Below are 17330 nucleotides of genomic sequence, written 5' to 3' on the forward strand. Positions count from 1 at the left end.
ATCTTCCGGATAGCTATTGGGCTTCGAGTTTCTTGGCCCTCTCGCCCGGATGTGGCTGCCTCATATGCGGTTCCTGTTCGTCGGGCCAGGAGTTTGCCTGCAGCTTCCTTCAGATTCCGCCTCGCGACGGACACCCTTGCTGTTCGGCTAACGGTTCCCGCTACCAGGGTCCGTAGGGGACTTTCACCCCCAAGTCATCCAGCCAACCACCACGGCGGACCGGATAGCGCCTAGTCGGCGCTGCGCGCCATGCCTGGCGCACCATGAAAAAGGGGCACCCGGAGTGCCCCTCTCGATGACCGATTGAACCCCGGACAGGCGGTTACTCGGCCACCACGACCACGCGCACGCTGGTGTGCACTTCGGCGTGCAGGCGCAGTTCGATGTCGTACTCGCCGGTCTGGCGGATCGGGCCATCGGCCATGCGTACTTCGCTGCGGGCCACGTCGATGCCGGCCTGGGCGATCGCCTCGGCCAGATCGCGCGGACCGATCGAGCCGAACAGCTTGCCTTCGTCACCGGCGCGAGCAACCAGCGAGAGCTCGATATCGGAGAGCTCTTCGGCACGACGCTCTGCTTCCGCCTGACGCGCCGCGGCGTCGGCTTCCAGCTCGGCGCGGCGGGTCTCGAACGCCTCGACGTTGGCTTTGGTCGCCGGTACGGCAAGGCCGTAGGGCACCAGATAGTTACGACCGTAACCCGGCTTGACCTTGACCTGGTCACCCAGGCTACCCAGCTTACCGAGCTTGTCGAGCAGAATGACTTCCATCTCGTAAACCTCTTGATGTTATCTGCTGGCCAGACGCCCGCGGAGATCCGCAAAGGTGTCGCTCAGTGCCAGCAGCAGCACTATCACTAACGTGGGCCAGGTGGTCAGCAAAAGCGCATAAAAACCGACCAGCCACAGCCCGCTCATGGACTTGATACCTATCAGACCGTGCACAAGGGCGATACCGGCCACCAGCAGCGGCACCCATGCCATCAGGGCGGCACCGGGCAGCGCCCCCACCACGCCCACCAGAGCCATCAGGATGGCGCCGGCGAGCTCCAGCTTCGATAGCCGAAAGCGGTGAAACTCCTCGCGGAAACCGCCCGGATTGTAGAGCGCCGCCTGCCAGCTGCGCGCCAGCGCAAGGCAGATAATCGCCGCCACCATCACCATCAGGGCGGTTACGGCCGCGATCATCAAACGCGCCAGCATATCGACATCGACCCCCTGACCCGCATACTGACTCAGCAGGTTGTCGATCTCGGGCGCCTGGCTGCGCACCTGCGCGATCAGCTGCGCGGCGTTGGGCGGTGCAAAAACGCCCAGCTGGATCAGCACCGCAACGACCAGCGCGCCGGCCAGCAGTGTCTCACCCCAGCGAAAGCGCTCACGCAGGATGATGGCCATCAGGGTCACCAGCAAAATGCTGGCCAGCGGGATGGCGTCCCCCTGCATCCACCACCAGCCGGCAGGCAGTGCGGCGGCGATCACCACCGGTGCTGCCGGCCGCAGGCCGCGACGCAGCGTGACCAGGGCGCTGACAGTCGCCGAGAGCCAGAACAGCCAGGGAATCAGAGCGCCTGCCAGGGCAACGCCGACCGCCCGCAGCGGACTCTCCATCAGCCATCGTGCAAAAGCCTGCATGGCGTCTGACGACTTACTGGTGGCTGTCGGTGTAGGGCAGCAGCGCCAGATAGCGCGCGCGCTTGATCGCGGTAGACAGCTGACGCTGGTAGCGCGCACGGGTGCCGGTGATACGGCTGGGAACGATCTTGCCGGTCTCGGTCACGTAGGCCTTGAGCGTGTCGAGATCCTTGTAATCGATGTACTTCACGCCTTCGGCGGTGAAGCGGCAGAACTTGCGGCGACGGAAAAAGCGTGCCATTGGGGTCTCTCCGGTTGACTGTCAGAGCAAATCAGGAAGCGGTTTCGGTCGACTCGGCGTTTTCGCTGCGCTCACTGCGCTCGGAGCGCTCACGCGGCCGGTCGTCGTCGGAACGCTCGCGACGGCGCCCCTTGTCCTCGGCCGCCTTCATCATCGGCGAGGCTTCGGTGACCGCTTCGGTGCAGCGCACCACCAGATTGCGGATGATGGCGTCGTTGAAGCGGAAGATGTTCTCCAGCTCGGCGAGGGTTTCGCTCTCGCACTCGACGTTCATCAGCACATAGTGTGCCTTGTGGATCTTGTTGATCGGATAGGCCAGATGGCGACGCCCCCAGTCCTCGAGACGATGAACGGTGCCACCGTTTTCGGTCACGAGGTTGGTATAGCGCTCGATCATGGCGGGCACCTGCTCGCTCTGGTCCGGATGGACCATAACCACGACTTCATAATGACGCATGATGTCTCCTTTCGGTTTGACAGCTTCCCTCAGGCGGCGACCCTGAAAGGTGCCTGACGCATGAGAAGCAAGGAGTAGCTACTGCTGAGACTGTAAACTTCAGTGTGAACTACAGGCTGGTATTCGCGGCGCGGTAAAAGCATGTCGGCGCCGCTATAGGCGGCGCCGAGTTCAATGCGTTACGGACACTGCCGCCGCGAAACCGCGCTATTGTAAGGATGCTACGGACGACTTGCAAGCCGCTCGGCCCGCTGCCGCACTGCCTCGAACAGACAGATACCGGTCGCCACCGAGACATTGAGGCTCGACACCTGTCCCGCCATTGGCAGCTTGACCAGTACATCGCAGCGTTCACGGGTCAGCGGGCGCAGCCCCTTGCCCTCGGCGCCCATCACCAGCGCCAGCGGACCACTCAGTTCGGCATCGTAGAGACTGACCCGGGCTTCCCCTGCCGCACCCACGACGGTCAGGCCGGCCTCGTCGCGCAGTCGCGCCAGGGTGCGGGCGAGATTGGTGACCTGATAGACCGGCAGGCCTTCGGCGCCGCCGCAGGCGATCTTGCGTACCGTGGCATTGAGCGGCGCAGAGCGGTCACGGGAGACCACCACGCCGACGGCGCCGGCAGCAGCGGCGCTGCGCAGGCAGGCGCCGAAGTTGTGCACGTCGGTGACGCCATCCAGCACCAGCAATAGCGGTGCTTCCTGCTTTTGTGCCTCGAGATGCCAGAACAGGCTCGCCTCGTTTTCCGCCACCAGCGGCGGGCAGAAGGCGACGACGCCCTGGTGGGCCCCCTCGGCGACGGCGTCGAGGCGTTCACGCGCCACCTGCTCGATCCTTACGCCCTGCTCGACGGCGCGAGCGATGAGGTGTTCGAGTCGCTCCCGGGCGCGCCCTTCCTGCAGCCACAGCTCACTCGGCCAGTGGCCGCTGTCGAACAGGGTCTCGACGGCATGTACGCCGTGCACCGGGTCGAGCCCGCGCGGCGCGGCGGGTCCGGCCTGAGCCTGGCGCCCACCGGCGCGGCGTTTGCCGCCCTCCTTCGCTGCCATCAGCCCTGCTCTCCCCTGTCAGCGTCGGTGGACTTGCGCTTTTTGCTCTTTCTTTTCTTCTTTTTCCTGTCGCCGGCGGGCGCGTCACTCTCTTCAGCAGCGTGTTCTTCACGAGAGAGACGCTTGCGCGGCTGACGCGGCGCGTCGTCGCTCTGCGCTGCGTCGGTGGCCCCGGACTCCGACTGACCGTCAGCCTTGCCAGCGGCAGTGTGTTCGCCGCCCTCCTCATCCCGGCGGTTCTGGCGCTCACGCCTGCCGGGACGGCTCTTGCGTCGCTTGCGCGGCGGCTTTTGGCCCGCTTCGTCGGCCGGCGCGGTATCGTCGCCGCCGGGCTTTTTACGTACCCGGCGCCGCGAGCGCGGCTGTGCCTCGGTGAGCGAGAAGTCGATCTTGCGGTCGTCGAGATCGACCCGTGCCACCTGAACGGTCACGCCGTCGCCGATGCGATAGACGATGCCGGCGCGCTCGCCCTTGAGCTGAAAGCGCTCGGCATCGTACTGGTAGTAGTCCGAGGGCAGATTGGAGATATGCACCAGCCCCTCGACGAAGTGCTCGTTGAGGCGCACAAAGATGCCGAACTGGGTCACCGAGGCGATGGTGCCGTCGAAAATATCGCCCACCTTGTCGGACATGAACTCGCACTTGAGCCAGTCCTCGACGTCGCGGGTCGCCTCATCGGCACGCCGCTCGGTCAGCGAGCAGTGTTCGCCCAGTTCGACCATCTGCTCGAAACTGTAGGGGCACCAGCGCTGCGCTTCGTCCTTCGGCGCTCCCTCGACGCGCTCCACGCTTTTGCTGTCCTGCGAGCCGCGGATCACCGAACGAATGGCGCGGTGCACCAGCAGGTCGGGATAGCGGCGAATCGGCGAGGTGAAGTGAGCGTAGGCAGCGTAGGCCAGCCCGAAGTGCCCCTCGTTGTGTGGCGAATAGACCGCCTGATTCATGCTGCGCAGCATCACCGTCTGAATGATGTCGGCATCGGGACGATCCTTGACCGTCTCGCGCAGGGCCTGGAAATCCTGCGGCGAGGGTTTGCCCTTGTCACCGCTGGCGCCCAGCGTCAGCCCCAGCTCTCCCAGGAAGGTGCGCAGGGTTTCGAGCTTCTCGTCGGAGGGCGCGGCGTGTACGCGGTAGAGCGCCGGCAGCTTGTGCTTCTCGAGAAAGCGCGCGGTGGCCACGTTGGCCGCCAGCATGCACTCCTCGATCAGCTTGTGAGCATCGTTGCGCGAACGCGGTACGATACGATCGATCTTGCGATCCTCGTTGAAAACGATCTGCGTTTCGGTGGTCTCGAAGTCGATCGCGCCGCGCACGGTGCGCGCCTTGCGCAGCGTCTGATAGAGTCCGTAGAGCGACTCCAGCGGCTTGACCACGCTGCTGTATTCGCGGCGCAGCGCCTGCCCCTGTTCACTATCCGGCTCCTGAAGCATGGCCCCCACTTTGGTGTAGGTAAGCCGCGCATGGGAGCGCATCACGCCTTCGTAGAATTTGTAGCGACTGATGTCACCACTGCGCGAGATGTTCATCTCGCACACCATGCAGAGGCGGTCGACGTCGGGGTTGATCGAGCACAGCCCATTGGAGAGCAGCTCCGGCAGCATCGGCACCACCTGGCCGGGAAAGTAGACCGAGTTACCGCGCCCCCGCGCCTCTTCATCCAGCGGTGAGTCGACCTCGACGTAGTGGGAGACGTCGGCAATCGCTACCAGCAGCTTCCAGCTACCGGACTTCGTTTTCCACGCGCAGACGGCGTCGTCGAAGTCCCGGGCGTCCTCGCCGTCGATGGTGACCAGCGGCAGATCACGCAGATCGACCCGGTGGGCCTTGTCCTCTTCCAGCACCTCTTCGCTCATGCCGCGAATCTGGTCGAGCACCTGATAGGGGAACTCGGCCGGGATCTCGTGCTCGCGAATGGCGATATCGATCTCCATGCCGGGGTCCATGCGCTCACCCAGCACCTCGGTCACCTCACCCAGCGCCTGCTGCCGGATGCCCGGCGCAGTGGTGATGCGCACCTGCACCACCTGGCCATCCTCGGCACCGGCTTCGTCGCCCGGATTGATCAGAATCTCGTGAGCGATGCGGCTGTTTTCGGGTACGACCACGGCGATATCCGGACCGCGCTTACGGTAGTGGCCGACCAGCGTCTGCGTGTTGCGCTCGAGAATTTCGTTGACACTGGCCTCCTCGCGGCCGCGGCGGTCACGGCCGCTGATCCGTACCCGCACCCGGTCGCCGTCGAACAGCCGACGCATCTGGCGCGGCGGAATCACGAGATCGGGTTTGGCGCCGTCGTCACGCACCATAAAGCCGATGCCGTCGCGGTGACCGACGACCCGGCCATCCAGCAGCAGTGAGGGGTCGATGATTTCAAAAGCGCCGTCCTTGCGACGCAGAATCTGACCGTCACGCTCCATGGCGGAAAGCCGCCGCCGTACCGCTTCGAGACGATCCTCGTCCTCGATGCCCAACTGGCGACTGACGTTTTCGTGGGTGATCGGCTTGCCGTGCTCGGTGAGAATCTGCAGTAGATATTCGCGACTGGGCACCGGATTATCGTACTGGCTGGCCTCACGTTCCGCTTGCGGATCGTCGGCAGGCGTCCATTGACTCATAAATGACTTCCCTGAAACGGTTGTGTTGTGATCGCGGCGGGACGGCAGGCAGCAGTACGCGAGTAATTGGCATATTTCATGAAACGATTATAGCGGCGCGACCAGGCCGACCCAAACTTCCAGTTCAAAAAGGCCGATGTCGCTATAGATTAACGCAATTTAAACGCCATCTGTGGCCACCTCTTGCATCAGCACAAAATTTGCGTATTATTTCGGCCCACCTGCCCGGGTGGCGGAATTGGTAGACGCGCCAGCTTCAGGTGCTGGTGACCTTAGGGTCGTGGAGGTTCAAGTCCTCTCCCGGGCACCATCCGATGTCAAAAATCCTTCTCTTCGAGAGTCGGTGACATCAACAGGGTGGTGAATACGACAGTCGCAGGGACGACGCATTCAGGTAGACAGCACAGGTACAGATCGAACGCCCGGATGGCGGAATTGGTAGACGCGCCAGCTTCAGGTGCTGGTGACCTTACGGTCGTGGAGGTTCAAGTCCTCTTCCGGGCACCAAGCGTTCGATGCTCCCCTCTGCTTTATCATGCCGGCAGCGCATGACACCCGGCCCGGGTGGCGGAATTGGTAGACGCGCCAGCTTCAGGTGCTGGTGACCTTACGGTCGTGGAGGTTCAAGTCCTCTCCCGGGCACCATCTCTCTTTTATGCCTTGCCTGCCATCGATTCCCGCGACTGATGACGCGCTACTGCGACAGTTTCCAGCCGCTTGTGTCGACGCCGGATTCCAGCACGCTTTCGATGCGATCCGGCAGCACGGCAAAAAAATCCAGACCGGTACGATTTTCCACTTCATCGACGCTCACTACAAAGCGCGACAGCGGCTCGCTGCCCTGCACACTCTGCGGCACGATAAAGGCCAGCATCCGCGTGGGTCCGCCGCCATAGCCCGGCGCCACCAGAATCTTGTAAAAGGCGTCGGGAATCTCGATCAGCGACGGCAGGCGGCGGATATCGGCGTCGAAAATCGGCCCGGCGGTTACCCACAGGGTGCCCAGCCGCGGCGCGAAGTCGTCGATCACCACCTCTTCGAGGCGCCGCCAGAGTCGGCGGTTGAGCTTGGGACGCTGCGGCGACACATTGCTGATCAGAAAGCTGTCGCGCTGCGCGCTTCGTCCGTGCACGGCGGCAATGGCGTAGTTGGGCGCCATATGGCCGCGATCGAAGCCGCTGCCACTGTAGTCGTCGCTGGTGACCGGCCAGAACGTGCGCCAGTCATCGTGAAAGGCATCGGGGCGCTCGCCAACACGTGGATTGGCGATCGGATCGAGGCGATAAAGCGTCCACAGCGGGTTGGCGCGCAGATCCGACCAACCGGTTAGAAAACCGTCGTTGCGCAGGGTGCGGTGCAGGGTTTTCCAGTCATACCACTGCTGCGCCTGCGGCGTTCCCATCCAGCTCATCTGCGCGCGAAAATCGCGCTCCTGCCAGTACCACAGACCGTAAAGCACCGCTGTGATCAGAATGCCGGCCACACCGGTACGCCTCAATCGCGCGATCATGCCTCGACGCCCTGCGCCATTATGCTTCTCCACCTGAAAGTGACGACCAACGGAATCAGGCGATTATAACCACCACCCGCCGCAATACCGACCCCGATCTCTGCTTTTGCAGAGCGCTTGTGTCATGGCGCCATTATTTTTAATATCAGAAAACATGATATTGATGTAACGGACCGTACCGATGCCCTCGACTACCGGCGGCAAATTCCTGATTCTCGACCCTTACAGGGATTTTGCGATGCTCCGCGGGCTCGCCTCTCGCGCCAGAATCGACATTCTGCAACTGCTGCATGATCGCGGCCCTACCAATGTCAATCTGATCGCTGCAACACTCGCGCTACCACAATCCTCGGTCTCCTCTCATCTGACGATTCTCGAGGAGGCCGGACTTATCGAGACGTGGTCGAACAAGGGACGCAAGGGCAAACAGAAACTTTGCCGGGCCCTGCATGACGAACTGGTCATTGCTTTCGGCAACCGTGCAAGGACCGGCAGCAACAGTATCGAAGTTGCCATGCCGGTGGGGCTTTACTCGACCTATGATGTCACCGCGCCCTGTGGGCTGTGCACCACCGACAACATCGTCGGCATGCTGGATGTGCCTGAAACCTTTTTCAATCCGGAGCGCATGAAAGCGGGCCTGGTGTGGTTCACCAGCGGCTACGTCGAGTACCAGTTCCCCAATAACGCCCGTCTCACCCGTTCCGAGGTCAGTTCGCTGGAGTTCTCCATGGAACTGAGCTCGGAGGTGCCGGGCACCAATGCCGACTGGCCATCGGATATTTCGGTATCGGTCAACGGCATCGAGCTGGGCCTGTGGACCTCGCCGGGCGATTTCGGCGACCGGCGCGGCGCCCTTACCCCCTCATGGTGGAAGCTCAAGGGCTCACAGTACGGTCTGCTCAAGCGCTGGAGCGTCAATCATCAGGGCACCTTCATCGATAGCATCAGACTTTCGGATGTCACTATTGATCAGCTACGGCTCGCCGAGCATCACTCCATCAAGCTGCGCATCGGCGTCAACCCGAATGCCCGCCACCCCGGCGGCATCAATATTTTCGGGCGCGGCTTCGGCAATCATGACCAGGATATCGTGCTACGCCTGAACATCGTCGAATAGCGTCACCGACACGGCATTCGACCTTTGACGATGTTGACCCCTTTACACTCTCGGCTTTGAATATCAAAAAATCGGATAAAACCCTTTTTTCTGATACTAATGCCGGGGGCCCTTTTCATGCAGATTCGTGCCAGTGTCCATCGTGACTTCACCATTGCCGTCATTGATGATCGCCTTTATTCCGCCTTCATAGAGCACATGGGTCGGGCAATCTACTCCGGCATCCATGAACCGGATCACCCGGAGGCCGACGAACGTGGTTTTCGTCGCGACGTGATGTCGCTGGTACGCGATCTGCATATCCCCACCATTCGCTACCCCGGCGGCAATTTTGTCTCCGCCTATCGCTGGGAGGATGGCGTCGGCCCCAGCGAGCAGCGCCCGGTGCGCCTTGACCTTGCCTGGCGCACCAGGGAGACCAATCAGGTTGGCATCAACGAGTTCGGCGCATGGGCCGAGAGCGCCGGTATCGATATGATGCTGGCGGTCAATCTGGGCTCGCGTGGCCTCGAGGAGGCGCGCAATTTCGTCGAATACGTCAATCACCCCGGAGGCACCTGGTGGTCCGATCTGCGCCGCAGTCATGGCGTCGAAAACCCCTGGAATGTCAATCTCTGGTGTCTTGGCAACGAAATGGATGGCCCCTGGCAGATCGGCCACAAGGAGGCGAAGGAGTACGGCCGGCTGGCCGACGAGACCGCCAAGGCCCTGCGCGGGCTGACTCCGACGGCCGAATTCGTGGTGTGTGGCAGCTCCCACGACCACATGCCGAGTTATCCCGACTGGGAACGGGAGGTGCTGGAGCAGTGCTACGACAACGTCGACTACATCTCGCTGCACAAGTATTTCGGCAACCGTAGCGGCGATACTCTGGATTATTTCGCCACTATCGAGGAGACCGGGCGCTACATCCAGACGATTGCCGGCGTCATCGACTACGTCAAGGCGAAAAAGCGCTCCGCGCGGGATGTCTACATCTGCTTCGACGAGTGGAACGTCTGGTACCACAACCGCGACGAGGACGACCGCCGCGTTGCGCAGTGGGACTGGCCGGAGGCGCCGGCCCTGCTGGAGGAGACCTATAACTTCGAGGACGCACTGCTGGTAGCCGGCCTGATCAACGAATTCATCCGCCGCAGCGATCGCGTCCGCATTGCCTGTATCGCCCAGTTGGTCAATGTGATCGCCCCGATTCGGGCCGAGCGCGGCGGCCCGGCCTGGCGACAGACCATCTACTGGCCCTTTCAGTTCGCTTCTCGCTACGGTCGCGGCCGGGCGCTGCGCGTCGCAGTTGACGGACCGACCTACAACGCCCCGAACGCTTCCGACGTCCAGTATCTGGATATCGCCGCAGTGCATAATCCCGCCGAAGGCGCACTCACCTTCTTCATCATCAACCGCCATCTCACCGAGCCGGCCAGCCTCGATCTCGATCTGCACGGCTTTGACGGCGCGCGTCTGGACATGCACCACAGCATGAGCGGCCACGATCCGAAGGCGAGCAATGGGCCGGATCGTCCCGACCATATCGTTCCCGTGCCCGGTAACGGACTCGGTGTCGAGGATAACCGTCTCAGGGGCGAGCTGGCACCGCTCTCCTGGCACACCGTACGACTGGGGGTATAGATCATGTCGGGTATCGAGCTTGCCAACGTTTCGAAATCCTTCGACACCACCGAGGTCATCAGAGGCGTTTCGCTGACCGTCGACAAGGGCGAGCTGGGCGTTTTCGTCGGCCCTTCGGGGTGTGGTAAATCAACACTGCTGCGCATGATCGCAGGACTGGAAGAGACCACCAGCGGCCGAATCAGCATCGGCGATCGTGACGTAACTCGCATCGAACCGGCCGAGCGTGAAGTCGCCATGGTATTTCAATCCTACGCGCTCTATCCCCATCTCAGCGTGTTTGACAACATGGCCTTCAGTCTGCGACTTGCGCGCGCTTCGAAAGCGCAAACCCGCGACATGGTGCAGGAAGCGGCACGTATTCTGCAGCTCGAGGAGCACCTCGACAAGAAACCGGCTCAGCTCTCCGGCGGTCAACGCCAGCGCGTGGCGATCGGCCGCGCCATTGTTCGCCAGCCGAAAGTATTTCTGTTCGACGAACCCCTCTCCAACCTCGACGCCGAGCTGCGCGTTCAGATGCGCCTCGAACTGGCACGCCTGCACCGCCGCATTGGCGCCACCATGATCTATGTGACCCATGACCAGGTCGAGGCGATGACGCTGGCAGACAGGATCTTCGTTCTGCGCAACGGCATGGTCCAGCAACAGGGCGCGCCACTGGAACTCTACAACGACCCCGATAACCGCTTCATCGGCGGCTTCATCGGCTCTCCTGCAATGAATTTCCTCGACGGCCACGTCACTGCACAGAACGACGCAGGTATTGAAGTCGCCGTCGACGGCGCCGACGGGCAGCGGCTGCACGCCCGGCTGGCGTCGAAACGCGTTACCGGCGACAGGGTCACGCTGGGCCTGCGCCCCGAACATCTGCACCCCAATGCCGATGGGCTGCGCGTTCGCATGGAGATGGTGGAGGCGCTCGGCGGTGTCTCCTACCTGCATACCCGTACCCCTGATGGCACCGAGCTGGTGGTCGAATATCGCGGCGCGCAACCGCCTGCCGACAGTACCGGGATCGCAGTCGGTATCGATCCGGCCAACGTGGTGGTGTTCGATTCGCAGGGGCGGCGACTGAGATAGGCACAGGACCGCAGCACAGGGCCTCCAAACGAGAAAAGGAGAAGGACAATGATATTCCTACGCAAGCGCATCATGGCTATCGCTCTGGCCTCCATGATTCTTCCCGGCACTGTATTCGCGCAGCAGCACATCAGTTGGTGGGACTTTTTCGTCGGCGGCGACGGCGTGCGTATGAAGGCACTGACCTCACAGTTCAACGACGAGCATGCGGACATCAATATCGATGCGACATCGCTTGAGTGGGGCGTCCCCTTCTACACCAAGGTGCGCACCTCGGTAGCGATCGGCCAGGGACCCGATATCATGTCGTGGCACCTGTCGCGGCTGCCGCTGGGCCTCGAAGAGGGCGTCCTGAGCCCGATCACCGACCATGATCTCGAGGTAGCAGGGCTATCCAGGAGTGATTTCTTCCCGCATGCCATCGAGGCGGCCAGCGGTCCCGACGGTCAGCTCTACGCGGTACCCTTCGATATTCACGCGCTGGTGCTCTATTACAACAAGCGCTATCTGCAGGGAACCGATTATCTCGATGCCAGCGGCAGACTGACCGGCATTGACAGTCTCGAGGATTTCGAATCCGCCATGGCGGCGGCGGCCCGCAACGGGTCGCGGGTACCGCTCTCCTATGGCACCTCCGAAGACGCCCCGGTCTTTCGCATCTTTTTCACGCTGCTCAAACAGATGGGAGGCATCCTGATCTCACCCGATGGAGAGATCCTGCCCGGCGACAGCACGGCAAAGGCAACCCGGGCTATCGAAATCATGACCCACTGGTTTGATGAGGGCTGGCAGCCGGAGCAGACCAGTTATGAAGCCTCGGTGGCGCTGTTCACCTCCGGCGAGGCGGCCTTCATGCTCAACGGCGTCTGGGAGGTGCCCACCGTCAAGGATCTCGCGGCGAGCGGTAAACTCGGCTTTGACTGGGGAGTGGTGCAGGTTCCCATGCTGCTCGACCAGCCGGCCAGCTGGGCCGACAGCCACGCCTTTGCCATCCCCGCCAACGCGCGCAACCCGATGTCGCCGCAAAAACGCGAAGCGGTCATGACAGCCATCGGCTGGATGGAGCGGCACTCACTGGAATGGGCCGGTGCCGGTCATATCCCTGCCTACAAGCCGGTTGCCGAGAGTAGCGAATTTCAGCAGATGGAACCCAATGCGACCTACAGCGCACTGGTCGACACCGCCATGTATGACCCGCGCTCGCCGATCGCCGGCGTGGCATCGCCGGTCTACGACGCCGCCGTCAATATCCTGGCGCCAGCCATCAATGGCTATCTATCGCCCGAGCAGGCCATCGCACAGTTCAAATCCGAGTTGCAGTCGCGTCAGCGCTGATACCACATCTGCCGCACGCTCCTGCGAGCGTGCGGCAGCGCGCCGGGAGACAGAAAGATGACCATGATCCACAACCGTCGCCGACACTATCTCGTTGCAGCCAGCCTGGTTGCCCCCTTTATGGTGATCCTTGCGCTGGTCTTTCTCTACCCCGCCATCCGGATGGTAGCGCTGAGTTTCACCAACGGCCCTCTGATCGGTGCCGGAGACTGGGTCGGACTGGACAACTATCGGCGCCTGTTGAGCGACAACCTCTTCTACACCTCGCTGAAAAACAACGGCTACTTCATCGTCCTTACCGTATTGCCGACGACTCTGCTGGCGCTCGCCATCGCACTGATGATCAACCGCCTTTCAGGGCGGCTACAGGCCACCATGCTGGCGCTGTTCTTTCTTCCCTATATTCTGCCGGTGTCGGTGGTCACCCAGATCTGGAGCTGGATGCTCGATTTCCAGTTCGGCATCGTGCAACCCCTGCTGGCCTTCATTACCGGCAAGCCGATCCCCGTATTCCGTAATCCACACTGGGTGATGCCGATGGTGGCACTGGTCACTATCTGGTGGACCAACGGTTTCAACGTACTGCTTTTTATCGCCGGCCTGCGCAACATCCCTGTCGACCTATTCGAGGCGGCGTCGCTGGACGGCGCCAGCCGTCGCCAGAAGTTTTGCCGAATTACCTGGCCCTTGCTGTGGCCGGTCACGGCGCTGGTACTCACCCTGCAGTTGATTCTTCAGCTCAAGATATTCGATCAGGTCTATCTGATGAGCCAGGGCGGCCCCTTCAACTCCTCCTATGTACTGCTGTTGATGGTCTATCGCGAGGCCTTCCAGCTCAACAACGGCGGCTACGCCTCCGCCGTGGCGCTGGTGTTGTTCGTGCTGATCATGGTGGTTTCCGTCCTGCAGTTTCAACTCCTGCGGCTGGGAGGAGGAAAGCGATGACCCGCACGAGAAAAATCGAAAATGCCTGCCTGACGGCGATAACAATGGCGGCGGCCGTCCTGTGGATCTTTCCGCTCTACTGGGCACTGGTCACCTCACTGCGCAGCGAGGATCACGTCGTCAGCCGCAACGCCGGGCTGCTGCCCGATCAATTCAACCTGTCCGCCTATATCGATGCCATCTTCAATACGCAGCTTGTCACCTGGTATATCAACTCCATCGTCACCGCGCTGATCATTACGCTGCTGGTGATCGTCTCCGGCATGATGTGCGCCTACGCCCTTTCGCAGATGCGCTTTCCCGGGCGGCGCCTGCTCTATGTGGTGGTACTGGCCAGTTTCATGGTGCCGAGCCAGGCGCTGGTCGTTACCCAGTTCATCCTTATGGATCAGCTCGATCTTATCGACAGCTGGGCCGGTATCATCCTGCCGCAGCTGATCGTGCCGGTGGTCATCATCGTCTACAAGCAGTTTTTCGACGCCGTGCCCGGGGAGATGCGCGAGGCGGTGGTACTGGACGGCGGTGGCGACTACACCCTGCTCTTCCGGGTCTATCTGCCGCTCAACCGTGGGATCACCACGGCGCTGGCGATCATCACCTTCATCATGGCCTGGAATCAGTTCTTCTGGCCGTTTCTGGTGGTCAACAGCGAAGCGATGATGACCATTCCTGTCGGTATTACCCAGGTCAACGATGCTTTCGGCGTGCGCTACGCGCGGTTGATGGCAGTGGCGTTACTGGCGGCGATGCCGGTCGCGCTGGCCTATCTGATCTTCCAGCGCCGGGTTACCGAGGCAGTGATGATCTCATCAGGGGTCAAGGGCTGACCGGGGGCGAGAAGGCGCCTTTATTTGCAAGCGCCCTCAACGATCGCCGGCACCCTCACGCCTCGGGCCAGCTGTGGCGCTCGACCACCTCGTCATCCTCGACCGATTCGAGATGCACCGGAAAGCCCCACAACTGATGCAGATAGCGCAGCACCGGTGCCAGCGAGGCGTCGAGTTCGCGCCGGTCACGACGCTGGTGGCGCAGGGTCAGCGAGCGATCGCCGTGAACGTCTGCCGCCCACACCTGAATATCGGGCTCGCGCTGGCCCAGGGCGTACTGCGCCGACAGCGCTTCGCGTACCCGGCGATAGCCGCGCTCGTCGTGAATGGCGTCGATCTCGATCATGTCGTCCTGGTCGTCATCGACGATCGCGAACAGGTGCAGATCGCGCATCACCTGCGGCGACAGGAATTGCTGGATAAAGGATTCGTCCTTGAAGTTCTGCATGGCGAAGTGCACCGTCTCCAGCCAGTCACTGCCCGCCGTGTCGGGGAACCAGCGGCGATCCTCTTCTGTTGGCGTTTCGCAGATACGGCGAATGTCGCTGAACATGGCAAAGCCCAGCGCATAGGGGTTGAGGCCGCTGTAGTACGGGCTGTCGAAAGGCGGCTGCGCCACCACCGCGGTGTGCGACTGCAGAAACTCCAGCATTACCCCTTCATCGATCAGCTTGTCATCGTAGAGCCGGTGCATGATCTGATAGTGCCAGAAAGTCGCCCAGCCCTCGTTCATCACCTGGGTCTGGCGCTGCGGGTAGAAATACTGCGCCAGCTTGCGCACGATGCGCACGATCTCGCGCTGCCAGGGGGCCAGCAGCGGCGCGTTCTTTTCGATGAAATAGAGCAGATTCTCCTGCGGCTCGGCGGGGTAGCGTGGCCGGTCGCGCAGCCCCAGCGGGTCGTCACCGGCGGGGGCGCGCTGCTCCCGCGGCGCCTGCGGAATGGTGCTCCACAGGGTATTGAGCTGCTGCTGCAGATAGGCCTCGCGCTCCTGCTGGCGGCGGCTCTCCTCCTCGGCGGAGATCGGCGAGGGGCGCTTGTAGCGGTCGACGCCGTGGTTCTGCAGGGCGTGGCAGGCGTCCAGCAGCTGCTCCACGGCATCGACGCCGTGGCGCTCCTCGCACTCCGCCACGTAGCGCCGGGCAAATACCAGATAGTCGACGATCGCCGAGGCGTCGGTCCAGGCGCGGAACAGATAGTTACCCTTGAAAAAGGAGTTGTGGCCGTGGCAAGCGTGGGCCATGACCAGAATCTGCATCATCAGGGTGTTCTCTTCCATCAGATAGGCGATGCAGGGGTCGGAATTGATCACCAGCTCGTAGGCCAGACCCATCTGGCCGCGCCGGTAGGCCTGCTCGACGGAGAGAAACTGCTTGCCGAACGACCAGTGGCTGTACCCCACCGGCATACCGATGCTGGAGTAGGCGTCCATCATCTGTTCGGAGGTGATGATCTCGATCTGGTTGGGGTAGATGTCCAGCCCGAACTCGCCGGCGATGCGATTGATCTCGCGCTCATAGTACTCGAGATCGGCAAACGACCAGTCGGAGCCGCGGGCGTGGTACTCCTCGTCGTGAATCGCGCTGACGCTGTCGCTCATGCTCCACTCCCCTCTTCGCGGCTGCGAAACAGCTCGCGAAAGACCGGATAGATGTCGCCGGGCTCGACGATACGGCGCATCGCAAAGCGCTCCTCGAAGCGCGCCTGAACCCGCTCGTACTCCTCCCACAGCGCCTGATGGGCGTGGGGCGTAATCTCCACGTAGGCGTAGTACTGCAGCTGCGGCATCAGGGTCTGCTCCAGCAGCTCGCGGCAGCGAATCGAGTCGTCGTCCCAGTTGTCGCCGTCGCTCGCCTGGGCGACGTAGAGGTTCCACTGCGCCGGCGGATAGCGCTCGGCGATCACCTGCGAGAGCAGATCGAGCGCACTGGAGACGATGGTGCCACCGGTTTCGCGGGAGTAGAAAAACTCCTCCTCGTCCACCTCGCGCGCCGCGGTATGATGGCGAATGAAGACCAGCTCGACACGCTCGTATTCGCGCTCGAGAAAGAGATAGAGCAGCAGAAAGAAGCGCTTGGCGATGTCCTTGTGGTTCTGGGTCATGGAGCCGGAGACGTCCATGACGCAGAACATCACCGCCCGGTTGGAGGGCTGCGGCTGGTCGATGAGGTTGTTGTAGCGCAGGTCATAGGTGTCGATGAAGGGCACCGCCGCCAACCGCCGCTCAAGGCGCGCGATCTCCTCCTTCAGTTCGCGAATGCACTGCGGATTGCGCAGCACCGGGTCCTTGCGCTCCTCCTCTTCCAGCGCCTGCTGCGCTTCCAGCAGCGCCCGCTTGATCGGCGCGCGCATGGCGATACGCCGCGCCTGGGCCTCGCGCATCGAGCGCACGATATTCATCCGTGCCGGCACCCCCTGACGCGACACGCCGGCGCGCACCGGCCGCTGCTCCTCGACCTCGGCCAGTTGCTTGCGCACCAGGTGCGGCAGTTCGAGGCCGTCGAAGATGAAGCCGAGGAACTCCTCGCGAGAGAGCGTGAAGGCGAACTCGTCGACCCCTTCCCCCTGTCGGGAGGCATTGCCCTCGCCGCTGCCGCTACCACCGCCACGGCCGCCCGGGCGGCGCAGCCGGTCGCCCTCGACGAACTCGCGGTTGCCGGGGCTGACGATAGTCCGTCGGCCACTGTTGCCGTGTCGAAACACCGGCTCGGAGATATCGCGGCCGGGGATGCTGACCTTCTCGCCACGCTCGATGTCGGTAATCGAACGGCGGTTGATGGCCTCCTCCACCGAGCGCTTGATGTGTTTGCGGTAACGGCGAATGAAACGCTGGCGGTTGACCGCACTCTTGTGCCGCGCGTTACGCCGTCGATCGATGAAATAACTCAACAC

At 62.3% G+C, this 17330-nt stretch carries 15 protein-coding genes and 3 tRNA genes; 9 read left to right on the forward strand and 9 right to left on the reverse strand.

Annotated features, from left to right (window positions below):
- Positions 1-322 precede the first annotated feature (322 nt).
- From rplI to rnr, 6 genes are all read right to left on the reverse strand, one after another.
- A complete protein-coding gene (gene rplI / locus H146_RS0109735; RefSeq protein ID WP_019951692.1) occupies positions 323-769 on the reverse strand; it encodes a 50S ribosomal protein L9 in 447 nt (148 codons plus the stop codon).
- A gap of 18 nt (positions 770-787) precedes the next feature.
- Entirely contained in the window at positions 788-1609 is an 822-nt protein-coding gene (locus tag H146_RS0109740) for a hypothetical protein (protein WP_019951693.1), read from the reverse strand.
- Positions 1610-1646: 37 nt separating this feature from the next.
- A complete protein-coding gene (gene rpsR / locus H146_RS0109745; protein WP_019951694.1) occupies positions 1647-1874 on the reverse strand; it encodes a 30S ribosomal protein S18 in 228 nt (75 codons plus the stop codon).
- A gap of 31 nt (positions 1875-1905) precedes the next feature.
- On the reverse strand, positions 1906-2331 hold the full coding sequence (gene rpsF, locus H146_RS0109750) for a 30S ribosomal protein S6 (RefSeq protein ID WP_019951695.1): 426 nt from the start codon (positions 2329-2331) through the stop codon (positions 1906-1908).
- Between the two features lie 221 nt (positions 2332-2552).
- Complete coding sequence (gene rlmB, locus H146_RS0109755; protein ID WP_019951696.1) at positions 2553-3380, reverse strand: 23S rRNA (guanosine(2251)-2'-O)-methyltransferase RlmB; 828 nt, start codon at positions 3378-3380, stop codon at positions 2553-2555.
- Positions 3380-5995 carry a ribonuclease R gene (gene rnr, locus H146_RS0109760; protein ID WP_019951697.1) on the reverse strand — a complete coding sequence of 872 codons (2616 nt, stop codon included), beginning with the start codon at positions 5993-5995 and terminating at the stop codon, positions 3380-3382. The genes rlmB and rnr overlap by 1 nt, the downstream gene beginning before the upstream one ends.
- 223 nt (positions 5996-6218) lie before the next feature.
- On the opposite strand from rnr, the gene H146_RS0109765 reads away from it, so the two are divergent.
- The 3 genes from H146_RS0109765 (at position 6219) to H146_RS0109775 (ending at position 6640) form a co-directional block, all read left to right on the forward strand.
- Positions 6219-6305, forward strand: a tRNA-Leu gene (locus H146_RS0109765).
- 110 nt (positions 6306-6415) lie between these two features.
- Positions 6416-6502: transfer RNA gene (locus H146_RS0109770), tRNA-Leu, on the forward strand.
- A gap of 51 nt (positions 6503-6553) precedes the next feature.
- Positions 6554-6640: transfer RNA gene (locus tag H146_RS0109775), tRNA-Leu, on the forward strand.
- A gap of 49 nt (positions 6641-6689) precedes the next feature.
- Here the strand turns inward: H146_RS0109775 and H146_RS0109780 are convergent.
- Positions 6690-7505 carry a DNA/RNA non-specific endonuclease gene (locus H146_RS0109780; protein WP_019951698.1) on the reverse strand — a complete coding sequence of 272 codons (816 nt, stop codon included), beginning with the start codon at positions 7503-7505 and terminating at the stop codon, positions 6690-6692.
- A 181-nt stretch (positions 7506-7686) separates the two neighbouring features.
- Between H146_RS0109780 and H146_RS0109785 the strand changes: the two genes are divergently transcribed.
- The 6 genes from H146_RS0109785 to H146_RS0109810 all read left to right on the forward strand — a co-directional run bounded on the left by H146_RS0109785 (position 7687) and on the right by H146_RS0109810 (position 14438).
- Positions 7687-8625 (forward strand): ArsR/SmtB family transcription factor, encoded by a 939-nt coding sequence (locus tag H146_RS0109785; RefSeq protein WP_019951699.1) that lies wholly within the window; start codon positions 7687-7689, stop codon positions 8623-8625.
- A gap of 117 nt (positions 8626-8742) precedes the next feature.
- Complete coding sequence (gene arfA / locus H146_RS0109790) at positions 8743-10251, forward strand: arabinosylfuranosidase ArfA (protein WP_026351891.1); 1509 nt, start codon at positions 8743-8745, stop codon at positions 10249-10251.
- Between the two features lie 3 nt (positions 10252-10254).
- Complete coding sequence (locus tag H146_RS0109795) at positions 10255-11331, forward strand: ABC transporter ATP-binding protein (RefSeq protein ID WP_019951701.1); 1077 nt, start codon at positions 10255-10257, stop codon at positions 11329-11331.
- A 48-nt stretch (positions 11332-11379) separates the two neighbouring features.
- Positions 11380-12666: an extracellular solute-binding protein gene (locus H146_RS0109800; protein ID WP_019951702.1), complete on the forward strand. Its 1287-nt coding sequence runs from the start codon at positions 11380-11382 to the stop codon at positions 12664-12666.
- 57 nt (positions 12667-12723) lie between these two features.
- The gene (locus H146_RS0109805) at positions 12724-13611 is read left to right on the forward strand and encodes a carbohydrate ABC transporter permease (RefSeq protein ID WP_019951703.1); all 888 of its coding nucleotides are present in this window, start codon (positions 12724-12726) and stop codon (positions 13609-13611) included.
- Positions 13608-14438: a carbohydrate ABC transporter permease gene (locus H146_RS0109810; protein WP_019951704.1), complete on the forward strand. Its 831-nt coding sequence runs from the start codon at positions 13608-13610 to the stop codon at positions 14436-14438. The genes H146_RS0109805 and H146_RS0109810 overlap by 4 nt, the downstream gene beginning before the upstream one ends.
- Positions 14439-14493: 55 nt before the next feature.
- On the opposite strand, the gene H146_RS0109815 is transcribed toward H146_RS0109810, so the two are convergent.
- Together H146_RS0109815 and H146_RS0109820 are read right to left on the reverse strand one after the other, a co-directional pair.
- The gene (locus H146_RS0109815; RefSeq protein WP_019951705.1) at positions 14494-16038 is read right to left on the reverse strand and encodes a SpoVR family protein; all 1545 of its coding nucleotides are present in this window, start codon (positions 16036-16038) and stop codon (positions 14494-14496) included.
- A complete protein-coding gene (locus H146_RS0109820) occupies positions 16035-17327 on the reverse strand; it encodes a YeaH/YhbH family protein (protein WP_019951706.1) in 1293 nt (430 codons plus the stop codon). Before H146_RS0109820 ends, H146_RS0109815 begins: the two co-directional genes overlap by 4 nt.
- Positions 17328-17330: the final 3 nt, after the last annotated feature.

The organism is Kushneria aurantia DSM 21353, from assembly GCF_000382245.1.
GTDB lineage: Bacteria > Pseudomonadota > Gammaproteobacteria > Pseudomonadales > Halomonadaceae > Kushneria > Kushneria aurantia.